14 protein-coding genes and 1 pseudogene are annotated in these 22,660 nt (G+C 67.4%); 10 read left to right on the forward strand and 5 right to left on the reverse strand.

Going from position 1 to position 22,660, the window contains the following annotated elements:
* Positions 1 to 38 precede the first annotated feature (38 nt).
* On the forward strand, positions 39 to 1,418 hold the full coding sequence (locus tag DQ237_RS03380; protein ID WP_113797495.1) for an ADP-ribosylglycohydrolase family protein: 1,380 nt from the start codon (positions 39 to 41) through the stop codon (positions 1,416 to 1,418).
* 6 nt (positions 1,419 to 1,424) lie between these two features.
* Here DQ237_RS03380 and DQ237_RS19580 read toward each other — a convergent pair whose 3' ends face one another.
* The 3 genes from DQ237_RS19580 to DQ237_RS03390 all read right to left on the reverse strand — a co-directional run bounded on the left by DQ237_RS19580 (position 1,425) and on the right by DQ237_RS03390 (position 4,905).
* Positions 1,425 to 1,598 carry a hypothetical protein gene (locus tag DQ237_RS19580; protein ID WP_166509467.1) on the reverse strand — a complete coding sequence of 58 codons (174 nt, stop codon included), beginning with the start codon at positions 1,596 to 1,598 and terminating at the stop codon, positions 1,425 to 1,427.
* Between the two features lie 126 nt (positions 1,599 to 1,724).
* Complete coding sequence (locus DQ237_RS03385) at positions 1,725 to 3,413, reverse strand: CocE/NonD family hydrolase (RefSeq protein ID WP_113797033.1); 1,689 nt, start codon at positions 3,411 to 3,413, stop codon at positions 1,725 to 1,727.
* Positions 3,414 to 3,750: 337 nt separating this feature from the next.
* Entirely contained in the window at positions 3,751 to 4,905 is a 1,155-nt protein-coding gene (locus DQ237_RS03390; protein ID WP_369832186.1) for a DNA cytosine methyltransferase, read from the reverse strand.
* A 113-nt stretch (positions 4,906 to 5,018) separates the two neighbouring features.
* On the opposite strand from DQ237_RS03390, the gene DQ237_RS03395 reads away from it, so the two are divergent.
* The 8 genes and pseudogenes from DQ237_RS03395 to DQ237_RS19390 all read left to right on the forward strand — a co-directional run bounded on the left by DQ237_RS03395 (position 5,019) and on the right by DQ237_RS19390 (position 18,508).
* A complete protein-coding gene (locus DQ237_RS03395) occupies positions 5,019 to 5,495 on the forward strand; it encodes a very short patch repair endonuclease (RefSeq protein WP_113797037.1) in 477 nt (158 codons plus the stop codon).
* A pseudogene (locus DQ237_RS20580) lies at positions 5,495 to 5,707 on the forward strand (DUF1156 domain-containing protein); the annotation flags it as partial. The gene DQ237_RS03395 and the pseudogene DQ237_RS20580, both read left to right, overlap by 1 nt.
* 51 nt (positions 5,708 to 5,758) lie before the next feature.
* Positions 5,759 to 8,284, forward strand: a complete 2,526-nt coding sequence (locus tag DQ237_RS03400) for a DUF1156 domain-containing protein (RefSeq protein ID WP_240619366.1) — start codon at positions 5,759 to 5,761, stop codon at positions 8,282 to 8,284.
* A 64-nt stretch (positions 8,285 to 8,348) separates the two neighbouring features.
* Positions 8,349 to 11,690: a Swt1 family HEPN domain-containing protein gene (locus DQ237_RS03405; protein ID WP_205730045.1), complete on the forward strand. Its 3,342-nt coding sequence runs from the start codon at positions 8,349 to 8,351 to the stop codon at positions 11,688 to 11,690.
* Between the two features lie 47 nt (positions 11,691 to 11,737).
* Entirely contained in the window at positions 11,738 to 13,219 is a 1,482-nt protein-coding gene (locus DQ237_RS03410; RefSeq protein ID WP_205730046.1) for an ATP-binding protein, read from the forward strand.
* Positions 13,212 to 14,189: a PD-(D/E)XK motif protein gene (locus DQ237_RS03415; RefSeq protein WP_113797045.1), complete on the forward strand. Its 978-nt coding sequence runs from the start codon at positions 13,212 to 13,214 to the stop codon at positions 14,187 to 14,189. The genes DQ237_RS03410 and DQ237_RS03415 overlap by 8 nt, the downstream gene beginning before the upstream one ends.
* Entirely contained in the window at positions 14,182 to 17,244 is a 3,063-nt protein-coding gene (locus tag DQ237_RS03420; RefSeq protein WP_205730047.1) for a Z1 domain-containing protein, read from the forward strand. The genes DQ237_RS03415 and DQ237_RS03420 overlap by 8 nt, the downstream gene beginning before the upstream one ends.
* Positions 17,245 to 17,902: 658 nt before the next feature.
* Positions 17,903 to 18,508 (forward strand): hypothetical protein, encoded by a 606-nt coding sequence (locus DQ237_RS19390; protein ID WP_147251729.1) that lies wholly within the window; start codon positions 17,903 to 17,905, stop codon positions 18,506 to 18,508.
* Between the two features lie 324 nt (positions 18,509 to 18,832).
* On the opposite strand, the gene DQ237_RS03425 is transcribed toward DQ237_RS19390, so the two are convergent.
* Entirely contained in the window at positions 18,833 to 19,579 is a 747-nt protein-coding gene (locus DQ237_RS03425) for an enoyl-CoA hydratase/isomerase family protein (RefSeq protein WP_113797049.1), read from the reverse strand.
* Positions 19,580 to 19,730: 151 nt separating this feature from the next.
* Complete coding sequence (locus DQ237_RS19395) at positions 19,731 to 20,567, reverse strand: hypothetical protein (RefSeq protein ID WP_147251730.1); 837 nt, start codon at positions 20,565 to 20,567, stop codon at positions 19,731 to 19,733.
* Between the two features lie 838 nt (positions 20,568 to 21,405).
* Here DQ237_RS19395 and DQ237_RS03435 point away from each other — a divergent pair.
* Entirely contained in the window at positions 21,406 to 22,635 is a 1,230-nt protein-coding gene (locus tag DQ237_RS03435; RefSeq protein ID WP_113797053.1) for an MFS transporter, read from the forward strand.
* Positions 22,636 to 22,660 lie beyond the last annotated feature (25 nt).

Consider the following 22,660-nt stretch of genomic DNA (forward strand, 5'->3'; position numbering starts at 1 on the left):
CCTCCCCTGTTGGCCGTCTTGGAGTCGCCGTGCCGTCGATGCACCGCTCGCACCGGGTGATGGGTGCGCTGGTCGGCTCGGCGGTCGGCGACGCCCTGGGAGCGCCGTTCGAGTTCGGTCCGGCCGGTGCGTTCTCCGCTCGCTTCGCGGCACCGGCCCGCGGAGCCCGGACGGAGATGTGCGGAGGCGGACCGAACGACAAGGCACCGGGCGAGTTCACCGACGACACCCAGATGGCGCTGCTCGTCGGCCGGGCGCTGCTGGAGCGCGACGGGCTGGACGAGGCCGACGTCTTCGACCGGTTCGTGCGCTGGGCGGAGGCATCGCCTCCGGACATCGGCCGGCAGACGGCGGCGGTGCTCCGGTCCGGTCGCCCGTGGTCGGCGGCCGCTGGCGAGCACTACGCGGCGACCGGCCGGGCGGCCGGCAACGGCTCGCTGATGCGGGCGACGACGGCAGCGATCTGGTTCTCGCGGTTCGGCGCCGCCGCCTCGGCGGATGCCGCACGGCGGCTCTCGGCGCTGACGCACGGCGACCCGGCGGCCGGCGAGGGCTGCGTGCTGTTCGCGGAGCTGTTGCGGGTCGCACTGGACGGCGGCGACGTCGTGGCCGCTGTTCCGTCAGCCCTGGAGCTGGTGCTGCCGGAACAGCGTTCCCGCTGGGCCGCCGTGCTGGCTCCGGACCGGGAGCCCGGGCAGGTGGACGGGTCGGTGTGGCCGACGCTCGGGGCGGCGGTGTGGGCGCTGCGCCACGGACGCGACTTCGCCGAGGTGCTGCGGCTGGCGATCGACCTCGGTGGCGACACCGACACGGTGGCCTGCGTCGCCGGCGCGCTGGCGGGCGCGGTGTTCGGGATGGGCGGCATCCCGATGCGCTGGGCGTCGGCGGTGCACGGGCGGGTGCCCGGGTTCGGCGATCAGGTGTGGCGGCTGTCGGAGCTGCAGGAGCTGGCGACGCTGCTCGACGGCAAGCAGTGGGTGCCCAACGACCCGGGCGTCATCTCGCGGATCGGCCCGGTCGAGGTGCTGCCGGGCATCTGGGCGGCGAACCTCGACGGCGCACGGCTGAGCGACGACGACTTCGCCGTCATCTCGTTGTGCAAGCTCGGCTCACCGTTCGCCCACCCGGTGCACCGGATCGCCCACATCGCGGACAACGAGCACAACCCGGGCCTGGACGAGGTGCTGGCCGACGTCCTGGACGACATGGAGGCGCTGCTCGCCGAAGGGCACCGACTGCTGGTGCACTGCCACGGCGGGGCGTCGCGCACCGGCCTGGTGCTGCGCGGCTGGCTGATGCGCACCCAGGGCATGTCGGCCCAGGAGGCGACCGAGCACGTCGCGGCGCGCTGGCCGCACCTGGGCCTGTGGAATGCGAGCTTCACCGAGGCGTTGGAGCGCCTCGACCCGCGGACCTGAGCCGGTTCAGCGGGTGCGGACGTCCCGCGGCGGAACGGCCGGGCGGCTGGGGCGGGCGGGGGTGAAGTCGGGGACGAAGCGCTGGGTCGGCTCCATCTCCGGGGTGGTGTCGGGGGCGGCGTGCCGGCCGATGCGGGGCATCGCCAACTCGGCGGTCTCGTCGGTGAAGTGCTTGGCCACGAACTCACGGTACGAACCGATTCCGACTTCCCGCAGACGCTCGCGAGGCGTCCCGGGCGGGTGGGACGGCTGTGACGCATGGGTCGAGATGTCGCCGAGTCGACCTGTCGACAAACCGTCCTGGGATCAGGCCGTCGGCAGGGTGACCGACGAGGGCGTCGCGCCGCCGAGGCAGATCCGGTGGGTGGTCGGCACTCCGCGGTTCGCCTGACCCACCGGCTCGCCGGTGCCCATGTTCCGGGCGTAGCGCGGGTGCGCACCGCCGGAGACCTGCAGCCGGATCCGGTGCCCGGCGCGGAACCGGTGGGCGGTGTCGGGCAGCGTCGTCTCCACGACCCGTGGGCCGGCCGCCGGCTCCTCCCCCGGCGCCGGGTCGAGCCGCACGAGCCGGTCGGTCACGTTGATCGACTTCCCGTTGGGCTCGACGTCGCAGAGCCGGAGGAAGAGGTCGGCGTACGGGTTGTCGGACTCGACGACGAGCCGCACCCGCACGCCGCCGGCGACCTCGACCGGCTGGCGGAGCACCGGGGTGGTGAAGGTGCGGACGTCGTCGCGGGCCTCGAGCTCGCGGTTGTCGCGCTGACCCGCGCTCCCGGCGAGCACCCGCCCGCCGACCGACGGCGTGGGGTCCATCGGGTCGTAGCGGAACGTGGTCACGCCCGGGACCGGGACGTCGTCGTCCAGGTGGCCGGCGGCGGCGAGGTACCAGGTGCGGTCGGTGGTGGGCCGCGGCCAGTCGGGCAGCTTGCGCCAGGTGTGCGCGCCGGTGACGAGGACCCGCACGCGGCTGTCCCGCGGGGGCACCGGGTTGGCGCCCTTCACCGGTAGGTACGTGTTGAGCCAGCCGAGGCTCTCCAGCGCCGACACGGCCGGGTCGATGGTGAGGTGCGCCCAGGCGCCGACGGTGAGGCCGACGTCGACCCCGCGGTCGCGCAGCACGGCGTACTGCTCGAGCGTCTGCTCGACGAACCAGTCCTGCCAGCCACCGATGAGCAGCGTGGGGACGGTGCTGGAGTGGACGGCGGGGGTCGCGCGGTAGCGGTCCCAGTACGGGTCGCTGAGGTCGGGGTGGTCGAGCCACTCGTCGAACCACGGTGCCGGGTTGCCGCCGAGGCGCTCGGCCAGGCCCTGCAGCGGCAGCTCGGTCAGATAGGGCGCGAGTCGGCGCTCGGCGGTCAGCAGGCGCAGGAGGCCGCGCCACGGGCTGACCAACTCCTGGTGGGCGATCAGCTCGGTCCAGATCGCCAGGTTGGTGAGCTGAAAGGCGCCGTCGACCAGGCCGGCCTGGGCGAGGTCGTGCGGCCCGATGTGCAGAACCATGGCCTTGAGCTCGGGCGGCGGGTCGAGCGCCAGCGCCCACTGCGTGTAGGCGAGGTAGCTGGGGCCGAGGGTGGCCAGCCGTCCGTCGAACCACGGCTGCTCCCGCAGCCAGACGACGGTGTCCTGCGCGTCCTGCGCCTCATTGACGACCGGGGTGAACTCACCGCCGGAGCCGAAGGTACCGCGCACGCTCTGCAGCACGACCGCGTAGCCGCGGGCCGCGTACGGCAGGGCCATGGTCAGGGCGAAGCCGCCGGCCCGGCCGTACGGCGAACGCATGAGCACGGTCGGGTGCGGTCCGGGGGTGTGGGGCAGGTAGACGGTGGCCTTGAGGACGGCGCCGTCGCGCATCGGCACGTCGACGTTGCGAAGCACTCCCACCGGCGCGGTCGCGGCCGGGAGCTTCCAGCGGCGATCGAGCGCGGCGGCTGCCAGGCGGGCCGGGCGCGACAGCGGCCTGGGGGAAAACAGCGGCATGCGGTCGGGCAAGGACACCAAACCTCCAGGTCCGACGGCGGGCGGCGAGAACGGACACTAGCCGGAGGTTCAACCACCTGCCGCCGGACCGCCCGGCCCGAGCCCGTTGGCTGCAGCCGGCGAAAGAGTCGGATGGTTACGTCGACGTCAGCGGCGGTCCCTCACCTCGCTCGGCGGAACCTCACCCGCTACGCGCGCTGATCGAAGGCATCGACGGCCCAGCCAGCATCGAGCCACGCGCGGGCATGGACGTGAGTGGGGCCGTTATAGCGAGCCCCGGCTCCGAGTCCCCGTGAGATCGCATGTAACCACGAGACACCCAGCGACGACAAAGCGTCGCTGGCACAGAGATGACTTAGGCGACCCGTCCCGGCGCGTCCTCGACGACGTCGGACCGGCGAAGCCCCAAGGCGTCCGCGAGGTGGTTCGCGATCGCTCGCCCCAAGGGAATGGGGACGGCGTTCCCGATTTGGCGGGCGATCGCGGTCTTGGATCCCACCCAGCGGTGCGTCTTCGGGAACCCCTGGATGAGCGCGGCCTCGTAGTGCGTGAGGGCGCGGTCCTCGCTGGGGTGCAGGTAGCGCCCCTTCTCCGGCTTGAAGAACTCGGTCCGGATGGTGACGGAAGGCTTATCCCAGTGGAGGCGCCCCATGACGTCCGCCGAGCCGCTCGTGTGCTTCTGCCAGCACGGGGGCAGGAGGCCCTTCGGGATGTCGAACCGGTTCCCGCCAGGAGGGATGGACCGGATACGGGCCATCGACGTGGACGTATACGTACGGCCCACGTGAAGCTCCGTCGTTCTGAAAGCACCAGGCCGCGCCCGCCCGTCAACGGTCGTGCTCCGCTCGGGAAGCTCGGTTGCCTCCACCCGGGCTCGAACGCCCTTCAGAACCGCCTTCAGAGACACTTGCCGACCGGCATGTGTCGCCGCCGGCAGGCCTGGGGCAGGCAGGTCTCGATGGTGTCCGATGAGGATGGTTCGCCGGCGGGCCTGCGCGGCGCCGAAGTCGGCCGCGTTGAGCACGTCAGCCTGGAACGAGTAGTCGGCGAGGAGCCCGCCCGGCTCCGTGGCCGCTCGGAGATCTCCGAACTGCCTGGACGCGAGGAAGGCGCCCACGTTCTCGAGCACGAAGTACTTGGGCGCGGCCCGGACGATGGTCTGCGCGTAGTCGCGCCAGAGCGCGTTGCGGATGTCCTCCGCGTTTTGCTTCCCGAGGGTCGAAAAGCCCTGGCACGGGGGCCCGCCGATGACGACGTCGACGGAGGGCACCTCCCAGGTCGCCAGCCAGTCTCCGATCGGTCCGACATGCACGATATCGCCAAACGTGGCGGCATAGCTGGCTGCGGCCGCTGCATCCATCTCGACGGCTTGCACGGTCTCGAACGGACCGGACGCGTGAAACCCTTCGGTCATGCCGCCAGCCCCACTGAAGAGGTCCAGTACCGTCGCCCGTGGTGTCGGGTCCTCCTCGGCAGGGACACGGGATGGCGAGGACGACGCAAGATGCACGGGCGGAGGCTAGCCGGCCCCACCGACGATCCCGAGCCGACAGACCGACGATGATCAAAGCTTTGAGTCACAGCAGCCGACCCCCGCCGTCGGATTCGTCGGTTACCTCGCGGATGTCTCGCCAGGCCCGACGGGACACAGCGCCGGAGGTGGCACTCCGGCGCGAACTCCATCGAAGAGGTCTACGGTTCCGGGTCGACTGGCCCCTCCCCGGGATGCCACGACGACGAGCGGACATCGCCTTCACCCGCAGCCGAGTAGCCGTCTTCGTCGACGGGTGTTTCTGGCACTCCTGCCCGGAGCACCGAACCGCCCCTGTGGCGAACAAGGCGTGGTGGGCAGCCAAGCTCGAGGCGAACGTCAGCCGGGATCGGGACACCGACCAGCACCTGACCGCGCTCGGTTGGACTGTGCTCCGTTTCTGGGAGCACCAAGACCCACTCGCGGCAGCTCATGTAGTTGAGGGAGCCGCCCGCCCCTCGGGAAGTACGGGTCATCCCAGCGGGCGAGCCAGCTGCCATGCAGCGCCGCCGCCTGCTACGAAGGTCACGAGCAGTAGCGAAACAGCAAGGGACAGGATCGAGCCATAGTGACGCAGCGCCGAAAGCTCATCGAGGTCGCTCTGCCCCTCGAAGCGATCAACAGGGAGTCGGCACGCGAGAAGTCAGTAAGGCAGGGGCATCCCTCGAGCCTCCACCTGTGGTGGTCCCGTAAGCCACTCGCTACCGCCCGAGCAGTGCTGTTTGCGCAGCTGGTGGACGACCCCGCTTCGACCCCACACGCGGACGCTTTCACCGATGCGAGGGAAAGGGAAGCGTGGATTAGCGCTGAGCGTGCACGCCTCTTTCGGCTCATGGAGCGACTGTCCGTCTGGGAGAATCTGCAAGACGAGGGACTGCTCGCTGCGGCACGCGCCGAGATTCGGCGCTCGACAGGCGACTCACCACCGGCGATTCTCGACCCCTTCGCAGGAGGAGGATCAATCCCGCTCGAGGCACAGCGGCTTGGCCTCCGCGCTCACGCGTCTGACCTGAACCCTGTCTCCGTCCTCATTAACACTGCATTGATGGATATCCCATCTCGATTCCAGGATGTTCCCCCGGTCTTTCCCGGCGCGGCCGACTCCCGGATGGGCACCTGGCCGCGAGCCACCGGGATTGCCGAGGACATCCGTCGATATGGCGGCTACCTTCGAGATCAAGCTCAGAAGCGGATCGGCCACCTCTACCCAGAGGTCAGCTTGCCCGACGGCTCCCGAGGAACCGCCATGGCATGGGTTTGGGCACGGACGGTTCGCTGTCCTAATCCCGCTTGCAGCGTGACTATGCCACTCACGAACAAGTGGTCACTCGGCCGCAAGAAGGGCAAGGAAGCCTATGTGCAACCCGAAGTAACTGGCGGCGAGGTCCGCTTCAAGATCGGAACGGCCCCCCCGAAGCTGCCATTCGCCCAAGAAGGCACCGTTACTCGAAACGGCGCGGTATGCGTTGCATGTGGGTCTACGGCAGATCTGCCATATATCCGAGAAGAAGCCAAGGGCGACAGAATGGGAGAAACGCTACTAGCCACGGTGGTGGAAGGACGAAGGCGGCGCATTTACGTCGAGCCGGATAGCACTCAGCAGGCGGCTGGCGCGGTCCCGCGACCTGCCAATGGCCCGAGCGGGGACCTGCCGACCCAGGCTCTGGGCTTCAGGGTTCAGGCATACGGCATGAAAAAGTTTGCAGATTTGTTCAGTAATCGCCAGCTATCCTCCCTAATTTGCTTCACCGACCTCGTGATCGAAGTTCGAAGCAAAGTTGTTGCGGACGCAGTATCGGCCGGCATGCCACTGGGTGCCCCTCTGAGCCAGGGAGGCAACGGAGCAGAAGCATACGGTGATGCCATTTCCACATATCTGGCGTTCGTCGTGAGCCGCTTGAGCGACTACCAGTCCTACATCACGACCTGGGCCAGCAATCCGCAGATGGAGATCCTGCGCAATGCTTTCGCTCGGCAAGCGGTGCCCATGACCTGGGACTTCGCGGAAGGTAACCCCTTCGCCGACTCTTCAGGCAGCTTAAACATCATGACACGCGCGGTGGCGCGCGTGGTTGACCTCCTTCCCGCTGGCGTCGCACCCGTCGTCCTGCAAGGCGATGCCGCAGCTAATATCGATGCCGGACTGGTGATATCCACCGACCCGCCGTACTACGACAACATTGGATACTCCGATCTCTCCGATTTCTTTTACATCTGGCTGCGCCGAGCCTTGCGCGAAGTTCACCCGGACGCCCTGGGCACGCTTCTTGTACCTAAAGCGCAGGAATTGGTTGCAAATCCCTTCCGGCATGGCGGACGCGACGGCGCTCAAGACTTCTTCGAATCCGGCTTCCGCAGCTTCTTTTCCACTGCTCGCTTCACTGCGTCCGCAGACTATCCCATAACTGTTTACTACGCGTTCAAGCAAACAGAGACGGACCAGGACGGCGAGTCCTCGACGGGCTGGGAAACACTACTGTCTGCCATGATGGCGAGCGGGTGGCAAATCACTGGAACTTGGCCGATGAGATCGGAACGCGGCGGTCGGATGACGAGTGTTGGGTCGAACACTCTGGCCTCCTCCATTGTTCTCGCTCTTCGGCCACGCGCCGACGAGGCTACCGTCGTAGATAGGCGCACCTTCACGGCACAACTCCGCGACGAGCTGCCAATCCGGCTTCGCGAACTACAGCAGGGGTCGATCGCCCCCGTTGATCTCCCCCAGGCCGCTATTGGCCCGGGCATGGCAGTGTTCTCGCGATATGTCAAGGTGGTTGAAGCTGACGGCCAAGCCATGACGGTTCGGGCTGCCTTGCAAATTGTAAATCAGATTCTTGGTGAGGTTTTGTCAGCCCAGGAGGGCGATTTCGATTCAGGGACCCGCTGGTGCGTCAAATGGTTCGAGTCCTATGGTTTTGACGCTGGCCCATATGGCGAAGCCGAGACGATCGCGTCGGCGTTCAACACATCTGTGGGAGGTCTCGATCGCTCAGGAGCGTTGACCGCGCGAGCGGGCAAGGTCCAGCTCTTCGATCCTGCCGCCTTGAGGGTGGGTTACGACCCCCGCGCCGATGATCACATCACGCTCTGGGAGATCGTCGTCCATTTGGCCAAGGCGCTGGACGAACAGGGACTCGATGCTGCCGGTTTGCTGATGGCGAGGGCGGCTGCACGTATCGACCTCGATGCGGCCAAGGAGTTGGCGTATCTGCTGTTCTCGATCGCCGAAAGGAACCGCTGGTCCGGCGTGGCCCAGCGGTTCAACATGCTCGCAGCGTCCTGGGCGGACGTTCTGGACGCTGCCCGCAGTGCGCCCGACGCGTCCGGTGAGCAGCTCGTGCTCGACACGGCGTACTGACAGGGAGCAACGAAGCACGATGGCAACAAGTAATCGCGATCGAGTCGGGCATGCCCTGGAACTCTTGTCCGCCGGTCTCGACGCGTTCATCGCTCGAGCGGTCGCCGAACGAGTCCCTGCGGGCGGGGACTGGACGTCGCTGCTCGCTGCCAAGGACTCCGGTAAGGGGATCGGCGGCAAGATCTACGAGCAAGCCGATGTCCAGAACCAGCTCCGCATCCTCACGGAGACGGTGGTCCCCGGTTGGTTCCCGTTCGATGCCTACCTCTCTCGAGCGGAGAAGTCGCTCGCCAGCGAGCTGCGCGACGTCCGCGACAAGTGGGCGCACCAGAAGCCGTTCTCGGCCGATGACACCTATAGAGCGCTGGACACCGCGGAGCGGTTGCTCCGAGCCGCCGGCGCGGTACCCCAGGCGGACGAAACCCGTTCGCTTCGGGTGGACCTTCAGCGGCGGGAGTACGACACGGAGGTCGCCCGCGCGGCCCGTACGCACACCGCCGTCGCGGGTTTCGAGTCGCAGGGGCTGCCGCCGTGGCGCGACGTGCTGATCCCGCATCCGGACGTTGCCGCCGGCCGTTATGCGACGTCGGAGTTCGCCGCGGACCTGCATCAGGTCGCGTTCGGCAACGACGACGGAACTGAAGGTGCCGGGGAGGAGTACCGGAACCCCGTCGAATTCTTCCGTCGGACGTATCTGACCGACGGTTTGAAGGATCTGCTTCGGCGCGCGGCCGCACGTCTCTCCGGTGACATGGACGCCGATCCGGTCATCAACCTGCAGACCAACTTCGGCGGTGGCAAGACGCACTCGATGCTCGCCGTCTGGCATCTGGTGTCCGGCCATCCGATCGCTGACTACCCGCAGGACGTCCAGGAGCTGCTCGAGGGGGCCGCCGTCGCCGGCGGGCGGAAGGTCGGCCGGGTGGCACTTGCTGGCAATGAGATCGCCCCGAACCTGCCCATCCGCACGGAGGGCGGCGTCGAGGTCAACACGCTGTGGGGTGAGCTGGCCTGGCAGCTCGGCGGTCGCGACGCCTACGACATGCTGGCCGATGCCGACAGGACCAGTACGAACCCGGGCGCGGCGCTGAAGAAGCTGCTCGCCGCTCACTCCCCCTGCGTCATCCTCATCGACGAGTGGGTCGCCTACGCGCGCGGCCTGTACACCCGCGACGACCTCCGCGGCGGCACGTTCGACACGCAGTTCACCTTCACTCAGACCCTCACGGGTGCTGTCGCCGCCACCCCGGGCGCGCTTCTTTTGGTGTCGATCCCGGCGTCCGACGTCCGGGCCGATCACGACGGCCGCGACGCCTCCGACCTCGAGATCGGTGGCGCCCACGGGCGCGAGGCACTCGAGCGCCTGCAGAACGTCATCGGACGCACCTCGTACGAATGGCGGCCGGCGTCCGCGCAGGAGTCCTTCGAGATCGTCCGCCGCCGGCTGTTCGTCGACCCGGACGGCGACAGCAGGACGAAGATCGCGGTCACGGCGCAGCGCTTCGTCGAGTTCTACCGGTCTCACCACGGGGAGTTTCCGAAGGAGACGACGGACAACGACTACGTCGGACGCATCAAGTCCGCGTATCCCATTCACCCCGAGCTGTTCGACCGCCTCTACGAAGACTGGTCCAGCCTCGAGCGCTTCCAACGAACGCGCGGCGTCCTCCGGCTGATGAGCGCTGTCGTACACACACTGAGCAGCAGCGATGATCCCTCACCGCTAATCATGCCGGGCACCGTTCCCCTCGACTCGGGCGGTGTCCGGAACGAGGTCTCGAAGTACCTCGAGGACAACTGGGCGCCGATTCTTGACGCCGACGTCGACGGGGAGATGTCTACTCCTGTACGCATCGACGCCGACCGTCCCCTGTTCGGCAAGCGTGCACTCACGCGCCGCATCGCGCGCGCTCTCTTCCTCGGGTCCGCGGCCACCCTACGCAGCGCGCACAAGGGGATCGAGCGCCAACGCCTCTTCCTGGGCGTGGCGCAGCCCGGCGACACGGTCGGCAACTTTGGGTCCGCCCTCCAGCTGCTGACCGACAACGCGACGTACCTCTACAGCGACAGCGAGCGGTACTGGTACGACGTCCAGCCGTCGCTGAACCGGAAGGCCGCCGAGTACGCGGCCGGACTCACCCCGGAAGACGTCTGGGAGGAGGTCGTCGCCCGCATCGCCCGGACCGAGAAGACCCAGCCGGGCCAGTTCACTGCCGTGGAGGTTGCCCCCGAGAGCTCCACGGAAGTGGCCGAGCCGGAGGGCGTCCGCCTCGTCGTCCTGCATCCCCGCTACACGCACTCCGGCAAGGGAACGGACTCCGCCGCGTACCGGTTCGTAGACGAACTCATCGCCTCACGAGGCGCGGCACCACGGGAACGCCGGAACCTGATCGTGGCCCTGGCCGCCGACACACAGCGCTACGCCGAGCTCGAGTCCGCGGTCCGGAACCACCTGGCGTGGCGCCACCTCGTCGGTCGTATCACCGAACTCGATCTGACCCAACAGCAGGCGGCGGTGGTCCGGCGACGCTCGGAAGAGACGAACCGCGTCGTCGACCAGCGGGTCCCTACGACCTACATCTGGGTGATGTATCCGGAGCAGCCCGACGGGGCGAAGCCGCTGGCCGTCCGAGCCCTGAAGGTCGAGGGAGCGGAGCTACGTCTCGCCGTTCGCACCTCGGCGCGGCTGATCAAGGAGCAGCTTCTCCTGACCGCCATCGGCGCGCAGAACATCCGCCTCGCGCTGGACCACCCGCTGCGCCGCACCTGGAATGACGGTCGAATCTCGGTCCACGAGCTCTGGGAGTTCTACCAGCGCCACCCGTATCTCGACCGGCTCCGGAATCGGAGGGTGCTCGAGGAAGGCATCCGATCCGCGCTCGATGAGCTGGACTGGGAAGGTGCAGCCTTCGCCATCGCCGAGAGCTACGACAAGGAGACCGGCGACTTCGGCGGGTTGGTCCTGCCGGGCCCGGACGCGCACATCGCCACCATCACCGACACCACTCTCCTGGTTGCTCCACATCTGGCATCAGCGCAGCGCGAACGCGAGTCGAGGAAGTCCGAGCCAGAGCTTCCGGGGGGCGGAGATGCGCCGGCGCCGCTGCCCGGCGGGGACGGGCACCCACTTCCTCCGAAACCTGCGAAGAAGCAGCCCGTATTCACTCCGAACGTCCGCTACGAGGCGCGCCTCTCCGTCAAGCCGGACGGAGACATCGCCGCCCAGCTGCGCGAGGTGGCCGAAGAGATGCTCGCCCACCTCGTGGCGGCCGGCCCAGATGCGCTGGACATCACCCTGACGGTCCGGGCCGAACGCATCGAGGGCTTCGACCAGCGCACGGTCCGGACGGTGACGGAGAACGGCGCCCAGCTCGGGTTCGTCGGGAATCGCTTCGAGGACGGGTGATGTCTGCACTGTCGGCTCCGCGTGCGAGCAGTCTCCGGCCGGTGGAGATGGACCTCGCGCTGGTCAACAGCATCGGTCTGCACCACTCGCTCGCTACTGCGGTCGCCGACCTGGTGGACAACTCCTTGGACGCCACGGCCGGCGCGATCCGGGTCCGATTCCTGCTCGACGGCGTGGCGCCTATCGCACTGCAGGTCATCGACGACGGCTACGGCATGGACAGCCTGACCATCGACAAGGCGATGACCTATGCGGGACGCCGGGACTACCACGACACCAACCTCGGGCACTTCGGCGTAGGCCTCAAGGCGGCGTCGCTGAGCCAGGCCAACACGGTGCTCGTCTACTCCCGCGCCTACGGAGCCAGTGCTGTCGGCCGGGTGCTGGTCCGAGAGGGCGACATGTCCTCCCCTCGCGTCGGCGAACTGTCTGCCGGCGACGCCGAGGCGAGGCTCGCCGAGGCCCGCTTCGACTTCGCCGGCGGCACCGGGACAATCGTCGAGTGGCGGGACGTCCGGACATTTCCGGCCACCACGGACAACGGTGAACAGGTGCGCTGGCTGGACGGAGCCGTGCGCGACGTCCGGAACCACCTGGGGCTGGTCCTCCACCGTCTGCTGGACGCCGAGGGACCGCAGGTCTTCGTCGACTCGCAGAACATCCGTACCGGGGAACTGAGTGCAGCTCGAGCCGTCGGTCCGATCGATCCGTTCGGATACCGGCACTCAGGTGACCCCGGGTTCCCCGCCGAACTCCGCCTGGAACTGCCCGACGGATCGGAGCCTGTGTCAGCGCGCGCTCACGTCTGGCCGCCACGGTCACAGGACCCGGGCTTCAAGCTCGGAGGACGCCCCGGGGAGGACGCGCAGGGACTCTTCGTCTACCGGCGCAACCGACTGCTCCAAGCGGGAGGCTGGTGCGACCTCTGGGGTCCCCGGCCCGAATGGGGCCTCGCGCGTGTCGAGTTGGATCTGGGTCCGACCGCGGATGCGCACGTCACGATCAACCCGGAGAAGTCCGGGATCACGTTTTCGAGCGACCTGCGTCGCGCATTGGAAAAAGCTACCTGTGCCAGCACGGGTCTCACGTTCACGGAGTACCTGCAGCGCGCCGCCGGGGAGGACAAGCGCAGCCGCCAGCGGCAACGCCGGCCCATCACCGTCGTCGAACCCCGAGGAGGGCTCCCCCCCGGCGTGCTCGACGCCTATCAGAACGCCGTCGAGTTCCAGCAGGACACGTCCGCGGTGGACATCGTGTGGCGAACCCTGCCGCCGGATCAGGTCTTCGAGATCGATAGGGATGACGACGTCCTCGCGCTGAACCTCCGGTATCGGAAGGTGCTGGTGGGCGGTCCTAGTCTCGACACGGACGACGCTCCCGTGCTCAAGACACTCCTGCACCTGCTGCTCAACCGATACTTCGACGGCTCGTTCATGGGCATCAAGGAACGGCGGGAGATCGAGGCGTGGCAAACCCTCCTGCTCGCGGCTGTCACCGCCCAGACCGAACAGGAGCAGGGACGTGCGTGATGACAACCGTGAACACCTGACCGCGGAAACGCTCGAGACGTACTTCGGCGCGAACGTCGTCGTGAACCTACGTCTGGCGGACGAGCCTGAATGTCATCTGCGTATCGACCCCACTGTGCAGCGCCTGCAACTCTGGACCCCGGCCGCCGGACCAGAACCGGACGTCACCGCCATGGATCGCGTCTCGGTCACCACGGAGCAGGTGGATCGCGGCACCTGGTTCGTGCTGGAAGTGGACGCGGAGGGCTCGCACTACGAGGCCTACTCACTCATCGCGGCTGTCGTAGACGATCTGACCGCGAGCCGTCTGCTGCACGTCGCAATGGCCAGATCGGTCGAAAGCTTCAAGGAGCTGCTCGCCAATCGTCAACGGCTGAGCGAGGAGAAGACGATCGGGCTCATCGGGGAGCTCCTGCTCCTGGAATCCCTGATCGACCAGTTGGGCGAGACTTCAGCAGTTCTCGCGTGGGTCGGGCCCGACTCGGAGGAACACGACTTCGTCCTGGCCGACGTGGACGCGGAGGTCAAGACGACGCTCAGCGAGCGGCGAATCCACCGGATCGGCACCGAGACTCAACTCCAACCGAGCCTCGGCCGGCCGCTGTGGCTGGTCTCCATCCAGCTCACTCGCGCCGGTGACGCCGTCGACGGTTTCGGCCTCTCCGACGTCGTCGGCCGCGTACGGACGCGCGTGCAAGCTCAGACCGATGCCTTCGCAGGGCATCTCCGCAGCGTCGGATGGCGGGACAGCGACGCTGACTTGTACAGAGAGCGGTATCTGCTCCGCAGCCGGCCGGCCGCTTACTTCGTCGACGATGCGTTCCCCGCGCTGACCCGTCGACGGATCGACGGAGTCGTTCCGCAACCGGAACTTGTCACCACGGTCTCCTACCGTGTCGACGTCTCGAGCCTTGTTCCCGGATCGCCTCCGGGCGCACTCGCACAGTTCGTTGGAGGCAGCAGTGAGTGAAGCCGCGGGCCTTGTCCCGGCGTTGAAGAGTTTGGACGGAGAGGCGCCGTCGGGCCTGCTCGACACCGTCAACTTCTTCCTGAAGAAGGCCGGTGTCGACAAGCTCGATGAATCCGCCTTGGTCGAAGCACTGGCCACGCCGGACGTCAACAACCAAGCCCGCGTTCGCTTCCAGTTGCTGATCAGCCGGTGGGACGCTGATTCATCGAGTAGCTGGGCTAGCAAGACGGCCGCCCACAGCGCGGACCGTCGCTCATCCATCTACGACCTCCTTGAGATCAGCGCCGAGTCCCGAGCGCGCCTGGACGAGGTGTATCCACGAGACCCCGGAGCCATCGTTATCGAGGGCGGAGATGGGGACTGGGATCCCTGGTACGACGCCGGACGCCAGTCAGAGCGCGACTTCTACTGGAACGCCTACTCCGGCCTTCTCGCGAAGAGCGGATGGAACGCCCAGGCCCTCGGCCGCCTCGACACTGCAACGACGTCTGTCGTGCGCCGCCTGGCCGACCCCACATGGTCGGATCGCTATCAGTCCAAGGGACTGGTCGTCGGCTACGTGCAGAGCGGCAAGACAGCGAACTTCACCGGAGTACTGGCCAAGGCGATCGATGCGGGCTACCGCTTGATCATCGTCCTGACAGGCACGGTCGAGATCCTGAGGCGTCAAACTCAGCGTCGCCTTGATATGGAACTCGTCGGCGTCGAGAACATCCTCGGCGGCATCGACGAGGCGGACTCGGCGAAGGTTGCGGAGACCGACTACCACCAGGACCAGGACTGGTTGGACGGGAAGTTCCTCCGCCACAACGTGCCCATCTGGACACTGGACGACGCACCCACGATCCGTCGGCTGAGCACGTACTCCGGGGACTACAAGCGACTCAAGCAGGGCCTCGCCGCGCTGGACTTCCGCGCAGGACACGAGCTGGCAGACAAGCAGCGCCCGCTGTACGACCCCATCAACCTCTTCCGAAGCGATGTGCGACTCGCGATCGTGAAGAAGAACAGCACCGTGCTCAAGCGCCTGGTCGACGACCTCGGCGAAATCCACGCCGAGCTCGGGGAGATTCCGACGCTGATCATCGACGACGAAGCCGACCAGGCCTCGGTCAACACGAAGAAGCAGAAGAACCCGACGGCCGAAGAGAAGGAACGGACGGCCGTCAACCAACGCATCGCGGACCTGCTCAAGGTCCTGAAGCGTGCGCAATACGTGGGGTACACCGCGACACCCTTCGCGAACGTTTTCGTGGACCCAGACGACTCCGAGGACATCTTCCCCAAAGACTTCATCGTCACCCTCGAGCGACCGCACGGATACATGGGTGCATCCGACTTTCATGATCTCGACGTGGACTTCGCCGGAGAACCGAAGACCATCCACAACTCGAACGAGAAGGCGTTCGTCCGAGACCTGATCTCCACGAGCCCCGAGAAGAGAGTCGCGGAGCTACAGGAAGCGATCGACGCTTTCGTGCTCACCGGCGCGATCAAGCTCTACCGTCGGGAGCCGTGCCAGGAGCCGTTCCGGCACCACACCATGCTGGTCCACGAATCGGTCAAGATGGCGGACCACGCGGCACTTGCCGACGAGATCCGTGAGCTTTGGAGGCAGGCCGGCTACGACACCACTGTGGGGTTGAAGCGGCTGCAGCTGCTCTTCGAGACGGACGTGCAGCCTGTGACCGACGCTCTTCACGAGAGGGCCGTCCTGACGGCGGAAGCCGCTGGCGATCCCGCTCCGCCCGTTCCGCCTATGACGCAGACCTTCGAAGAACTGATCTCCGGCGGATGGATCGGCAAGGCGCTCGACCTCATCGACGCGGGAACATCTCCCGTCATCGTGGTGAACGGCGCGGCGGAGAAGGACTACGAACAGGACGCCTTGGACTTCCAGACATCGAACGTCTGGAAGATCCTGGTAGGTGGAACGAAGCTGAGCCGCGGGTTCACCGTCGAGGGCTTGACGATCTCCTACTACACCCGCAGGACCCAGCAAGCGGACACACTCATGCAGATGGGTCGCTGGTTCGGCTTCCGCGGGGGGTACCGAGATCTCGTCCGCCTCTACATCGGCCGGAACGTCCCCGCCCCTGGCAACAAGACGATCGACCTCTACGAGGCGTTCGAGGCTGTGGTCAGGGACGAAGAGGACTTCCGAGCGGAACTCGCCCGCTACGCCGCCATCAACGACGGAACGGGACATCCTCAGGTGCGTCCTGAGGACGTCCCGCCGATGGTGTTCCAGCAGCTTCCTTGGCTCAAGCCGACGGCCACCAACAAGATGTACAACGCCGAACTAACGACTCAGGGAATCGGCGGGCAGCTTCAGGACTTTCCGCGCCAGCCGGACCGTCAGGACGGTCGGCACAACGAGAAGCACTTTGAGCTCGTTCAGCCCCTCCTGGACACCCTGGAGGCGCGGGGCACGTTCGAGTACATCGACCCGACCACGAATGTGGTGCGGCAGTACGACGGGCGCTACGGAACCATTGACGCGGAGACGCTGCTCGAAGCCGTCAGCGCTTTCGAGTGGACGCCGAACTACAAGTTCGAACCTCATGTCGAGTTTATGAAGACCGCCATTGCGGAGGGGGCACTGACCGACTTCGTCGTGCTGATGCCGATCCTCAAGAACAGCGTTGAGCGCCCGATCGGCGACCGGGGAGAGGCCCTTCCCATCCTCAAGCGTGCACGTCGAGGGGGCGGACGTGGGGGCTTCTCCGGAAGCTCCTTCCGGCAGCGAGCCGCGATCGAGACGATCGCCGGAAAGCGCATTGGGTCGCCATTGCGGCTCGATGACACCGGGGGACCTCTCGCGGCCAGCTTGCGCACGCCAACGCGTGGCGGATTCCTGCTCACCCTTGGGCTCGATAGCGAGGATGAGGGCGCCTCACCTCAGTTGTTGCCGCCCGGCGCCGCTGTGCCTGCGACAAATGTCGCGAGCCTCTTTTCGTATGCCCTACCCTACGGGGCCGCCCCGAGCGGACGCATCGGATTCAAGACCCGCAAGTCGGGTGCCGGCGCGATCATCGACCGAGACGGTAGCTGAGACGAATGAACCCGAGGGGACTATTCGGGCGACAAGCGGGCCTGTCCGAGCCGCTCGCCACTAACATCCTCATCGTGGTATCCAACGCCCTCCTGACTTGGAGATCCGAACGTCGGGAGCGGCTTACGGAGCTTTACAGCGCCCACGCCACAGTAGGTGGACCTGGACCCGGACGGCGCACCGCGACTGAACAGCTGAACTGGTCGCTGGTCCTACGTCTGGCCGCAGAATTCCAGGGGTATGCGCGCGACCTTCACAGTGAGGCAGTGGACGCGGTTGTCAACCGAACGCCCCCCTTGTCGAAGGCCTACGCTGTGGTTCTGCGGAACCTTTTCACAAGGGACCGGCGCCTAGACAAGGGGAATGCGTTCACCGGATCCCTACAGGATGACTTCTCGAGGTTCGGCTTCAACGTCTTGAGTGACGTAAAGTCTCAATACACTCGCGGAGCAGCGTGGCTGACAACGATGGATAAGATCAACGAAGCGCGCAATGGGATTGCCCACAGTGATGCCTCCAAGATTTCGCGCGCAACTTCCGGTGCAAATCTAACTCTCGCTCAAGTGCGCGCCTGGGACGCAAGCATGCGGTCTCTAACTGGAGCCCTTGATGCGGTTGTAGGCCATAACATCAGCAGACTCACCGGTGGGGGTACGCCGTGGTAACCAACGCACTTGCTGCTGACGAACTTCCCCCGCCCGGTGAGCCGGTCGAGGTCGATTGGGGTCTCGAGAGCGTCCAAGGTCACGTAGTCGAGGTCTTCTCTGGGCCTCGTCCTCGAGTTCTCGTCGAGATCGACCCGGGACAAGTCGGCGAGGAAGCGGCAACAGTGACCGTTCCGGCGCAAACCATCACCCCCTCCGAGTCGGCGACATCCCCATGGGCCCATCACGTTCGCTACGAGCAGGCCGTATCAGCCGCCATCAGTCGGTTGGCTGGCGCATCCGTCAGGCGGGTTGAAAGGAGCCCTTCACTCAGCAAGATGCATGCCGATGTGGTTGTGGAACTAGCTGACGGCCGGGTGATGCTCGTAGAGGCAAAGACCTGGCGCGGACCCGCGAACGAGTCGCAGGTCAAGGGAGTTGTCGACCAGTTGCGCGAGTACGCACGACGGGTTGGTGGCTACGGGCTTCTTGTGGTTGACCGGGACGTCCCGTCGTCGAATGTGCAGCATCGCGAGGACCAGGTTCGTGTGGTCCGCTGGCGTGGTGCCCAGGACGACAGAGAGCTGGGTAGAGCTCTGAAGGAACTGCCCGTCGAATAGAGCACGTCACGGACGTGCGACTGTGCCAGACCCTGTGAGGTGCTATCCGGACGCCGCCACGGTCCCCAGTGCCGTGTCCGTGGCCGGCGGGCAGGGGCGGCGGGACAGACGCCGAGGTGGTATCAGCCCTCCAGCAGCGGCCGGGTTAGCTGCTGGTGCGCGCGCCCGGACGGCCTGGCCAACCGGGAAGGTGCGGTGGCATGCACGCTCGATCCACCACCATCAACGCCGACCCCGAACCTCGACGCCGGCATCGCCTTGACCTGTGACGACGTGATATCGGCGATCCAGCAAGGATGGGGAGCTACCGCGGTGGCTGCCCGGCTACTGAGCCGAGCGGCGCATAGACCACATCTGAGCCGGGCGCTCCGACTGCATCGCTACATCCCACGGAACTGCGCCGTTGATGACCTCCATACGGAAGTTGCCCACCGCCACGCGCGCCAGCTCCGGATCTGCGGCCACCCGCTGAGCCAGCTCGACGGCCCGCGCCTCGACCGCGGCGTCGTCCAGCGCCTCCCAGGCCAGCCCGAGCTCCACGGCCTTGTCACCATTGATCACTTCGCCGAACAGCGCCATCGCAGCCGCCGCCTCACGGCCGATCAGCCGGGACAGGATGACGAAGTGCCCGCCGCCCGGGTGCATGCCTCGCTTGAGGAAGCCGGCCAGCAGCCGGACATCCTTGGCAACGATCCGAAGGTCCGCCGCCAGGAGCATGTTCATTCCGGCGCCCACGGCCGAACCGCGCACCGCCGCCACCGTGGGCACGCGGACCTGACCCAGCCGGTAGAAGGAGTCGTAGATCTTGCCCATGCCCTCGTAGGCATCCGGCGCCGCCGGATCCTTGCCCGCCGAGGTCAGCGTCGCGACGTCGCCACCGGCGCAGAACGACTTGCCGACACCGCGCACGACCAGCGCGCCGACCTCCGGCTTCGCGTCCACCTCGTCGAACGTGGCGATCAGCTCGTCGGCCATCCCCGGGGTCAGCGCATTGCGCCGGTCCGGGGCATTCAGCGTCACGATCGCGACGGCGCCGTCCACATCGAGCTGAACCTCACCAGTACCGGCCACGAGCCCACCTTCCTGCCGAGCGGACCAGCCCTAGCGCCAGTCGCCGCACTCCTGACAGGCATCAGACCATGCGTCCGACGCGCCCGCGCAGCGCGGTCAGACCGCCGTCGCCGACTCCCCTACCGGGCACAGCGCACTCACCCGGCGCAACTCAGTCCGCCTCGTCCGCCTTCACCGTCGGCGGCGGCGCCACCAGAGTCCACACCTCGTCCGCGAGCGTGTCGTCGAAGAGCACATGCCCCCGGTCGAAGGTCTTGAGCGCGACCCGCTGCCTTCCGTCGAGACGGTCCGAGAAGGCCACTTCTCGCTGGTGGCACGTTGGGCAAGGTCGCATCACGACCAGTGGAGTGAGGTCGAGCGCACCCTCGGGGGTCTGCAGGTAGAAGACGTCCTCGGCCAGCGCGGTCGGGCTGTTGAGGCTCCGGTGCTCGAAGTCGGGATGATCTCCCATGGCCTCCGACGCCGAGATGAGGAAGTCACCCTCCCGGCGGCGGAACTTCACGTCGTGCACGAGCAACCAGGGCATGTCGGCCAGGAAGCCCGCAGCCTCGACGGCCCGCAGGAACGGCGGAACGACCTCTGCCAGCCGCTCTGACGCCTCCAGGTTGTTCCGGGGGCCGGCTCCGTGCGCCCACTGGTTGCACTCCTTCAGCGGCCGGCGGAGGTCCGGCTCGAGACCGGTGTTGCCCTTCTTGAGCTTCAGGGCGTCGGGCATACCGATGAGCGCGGACGGGTGTGTCGCCATGACGCGATCCATGGACCGCACGACGTCGAGCCAGTGCCCCCAGGTGAGGCCCCGAGCGAAGCCCTTCTGGAGGTTGTCGAGTTCGGGCGTGCGCACCTGGTGCTGGCGGGCCCAGATCGTCGAGACGATGCCGAGCACCGTAGACAACGTCTCGGCGGCACGGAGGACGTTCTCGTACGCGTCCTTCAGGTCGCCGGACTGCTGGATCCCTCGGATGGACCTCGCGATCGGGTAGGGCAGCACCTTCCGCGCCTGCTGCAGCGTCGGTTCCTCGCGGAGGACGGCGAGGTCGAGGGCACTGATCGGCGTGGCGCCCCTGGATGGCTCAGCGCGGCTGGCGCCGGCGTCGCCCTTGCTGCGGTCCGGTGGCGGGTCCTGGCGCTCGAAGGGAGGTTCCGGCGGGGGTGACGCCGCAGTACGTCTCGAGGCTTCGGCGTGGCCTTGGGGTGCGGCCGGCCCGCTCGCGACCGTCACTCGCTGCTGCGGGCCTGTGGCTGTCGGGGCGGGAACCCCGTTCGCCGCCGCATGTCTCCGAAAGCGCCTCCGCCTCGCGAGAAGACGGAAATATGCGGGGACCAGACCCAGGAGAAAGCCGATGAGGGCAGCGCTCAGGATGGCGTTCGCCCACACCGGCATCGCCGTCGCAGGCTTGACGCCCTCCGACGGGAAGATCTGCGAGAGCGCTGCGATGAGCGCCCACACGCCGGTCCACCAGGCGAACCCGTCACGGTGCAGTGGCTTGTCGAAGAGCCGCATCACGGCAGCGATCTGCTTCGGCGGTCGCCCGTGGTCAGGATCCGGTGGAAAGGCCACGCCCGCACACTAGGTGAGCTCGGTTCCGTTACCCAGTCGTCCGACCGGATTGTGATCGGGAGCCCCGCCCCACCGCTGCCCCGGGGCGGGCACGCTCATCAGCGCCGGAATCATCGGAACACACGCCACGCTTGATCGACGGCTGCGAACAGTGGTTCTCGGCGGGATAGGATCGACGCCGTTCCTGAACGTTCCGTGTGTAACTACCTGCCGTCGGCCCTGCTGACGGATCAAGGCGGCACGCCTGATCCGTATAAGCACCGAGGTCATGACGCAGTCCCCTGTTCTCCGGCACGCCGGGCTCTCCTACTTCCCGCTCGCCTTCGTCGCGCGCCTGCCGTTCGCGATGATGGTCGTCGGCGTCCTCACGCTCGTCGTCGCCGAGCGCGGCTCGGTCACCCTCGGCGGGCTGAACTCCGCCGCCGCCGGCCTCGGCACCGCCCTCGCCGGCCCGCTGCTCGGTGCCGCCGTCGACCGGTGGGGCCAGCGCCGGGTCCTGGTCCCCGTCGGGCTGCTCAACGCCACCCTGCTCGGTGCCTTCATCCTCGTCGTCTCCAGCAGCGCTGCCGACGTCGTCGTCCTCGCGCTGTCGGTCCTGATCGGCGCCAGCGCGCCGCAGGTCGCCCCGCTCTCCCGCACCCGCCTGGTCGCCATCATCAAGCGCTGGGTGGAGCCGGACCGCCGCGAGAAGACCCTCAGCGGCACCATGGCCTACGAGTCCGCCGCCGACGAGACGGTCTTCATCGTCGGCCCGTTCCTCGTCGGCATCCTCGCCAGCGCCGTCGCGCCCTGGGTGGCGATCGCCGGCGCCTCGGCGCTCACGTTCGTCTTCGTCACCGCGTTCGCCCTGCACCACACCGGGCAGGTCGATCCGGGCACCGACTCCACTCCGGTCGAGCCGGCGCCCGTCCGCGACCTCCTCCGCGTCCCGCTGATGTCGGTCGTCATCGGCACGCTCGGCGTCGGCTTCTTCTTCGGCGCCACCCTGACCAGCCTCACCGGCTTCCTCGCCGCCGACGGCGACGGCGACCGCGCGGGCCTGCTCTACGGCGTCATGGGCATCGGCTCCGCCGCGCTGGCGCTCGGCTCGGCGGCCCTGCCGGCCCGGTTCACGCTCAAAGCCCGCTGGCTCACCTTCGGCTCCCTGCTGCTCGCCGCCGCCATCGCCTTCGCCGGCGCGCGGTCGGTCACCGGCCTCGTCGTCGCCCTGGCGGTCCTCGGCCTCGGCATCGGCCCGACCCTGGTGACCCTCTACAGCCTCGCCGCGCAACTCAGCCCCACCGGCCGCTCCGCGACCGTCATGACGATGCTCGGGTCCGCGATCGTCGTCGGCCAGTCCGTCACGTCGGCGCTGACCGGGCTCGTCGTCGACCGGCTGGGCGTCACGACCGCGCTGGCCGCCCCCGCCCTCTGTGCGGGCCTCGTGGTCGCCGCCGCGGTGGCGTACGCCGTCTCGACCCGCCGTCACGACTCCGACCGGGAGCTCGTCCCCGCCTGACGCGGAGCCGCGCGCACACCCGTTG

The sequence above is a fragment of the Blastococcus sp. TF02-8 genome (assembly GCF_003319175.1).
Classification (GTDB): Bacteria; Actinomycetota; Actinomycetes; order Mycobacteriales; family Geodermatophilaceae; genus Blastococcus.

Bases quoted from the DNA above. Each gene is read 5' to 3' on its own strand.
- DQ237_RS03395 (WP_113797037.1), top strand. From the start codon at position 5,019: ATGTCTCGCCAGGCCCGACGGGACACAGCGCCGGAGGTGGCACTCCGG.
- DQ237_RS03435 (WP_113797053.1), top strand. From the start codon at position 21,406: ATGACGCAGTCCCCTGTTCTCCGGCACGCCGGGCTCTCCTACTTCCCG.
- DQ237_RS03400 (WP_240619366.1), top strand. From the start codon at position 5,759: ATGGAGCGACTGTCCGTCTGGGAGAATCTGCAAGACGAGGGACTGCTC.
- DQ237_RS03380 (WP_113797495.1), top strand. From the start codon at position 39: ATGCACCGCTCGCACCGGGTGATGGGTGCGCTGGTCGGCTCGGCGGTC.
- DQ237_RS03410 (WP_205730046.1), top strand. From the start codon at position 11,738: ATGGACCTCGCGCTGGTCAACAGCATCGGTCTGCACCACTCGCTCGCT.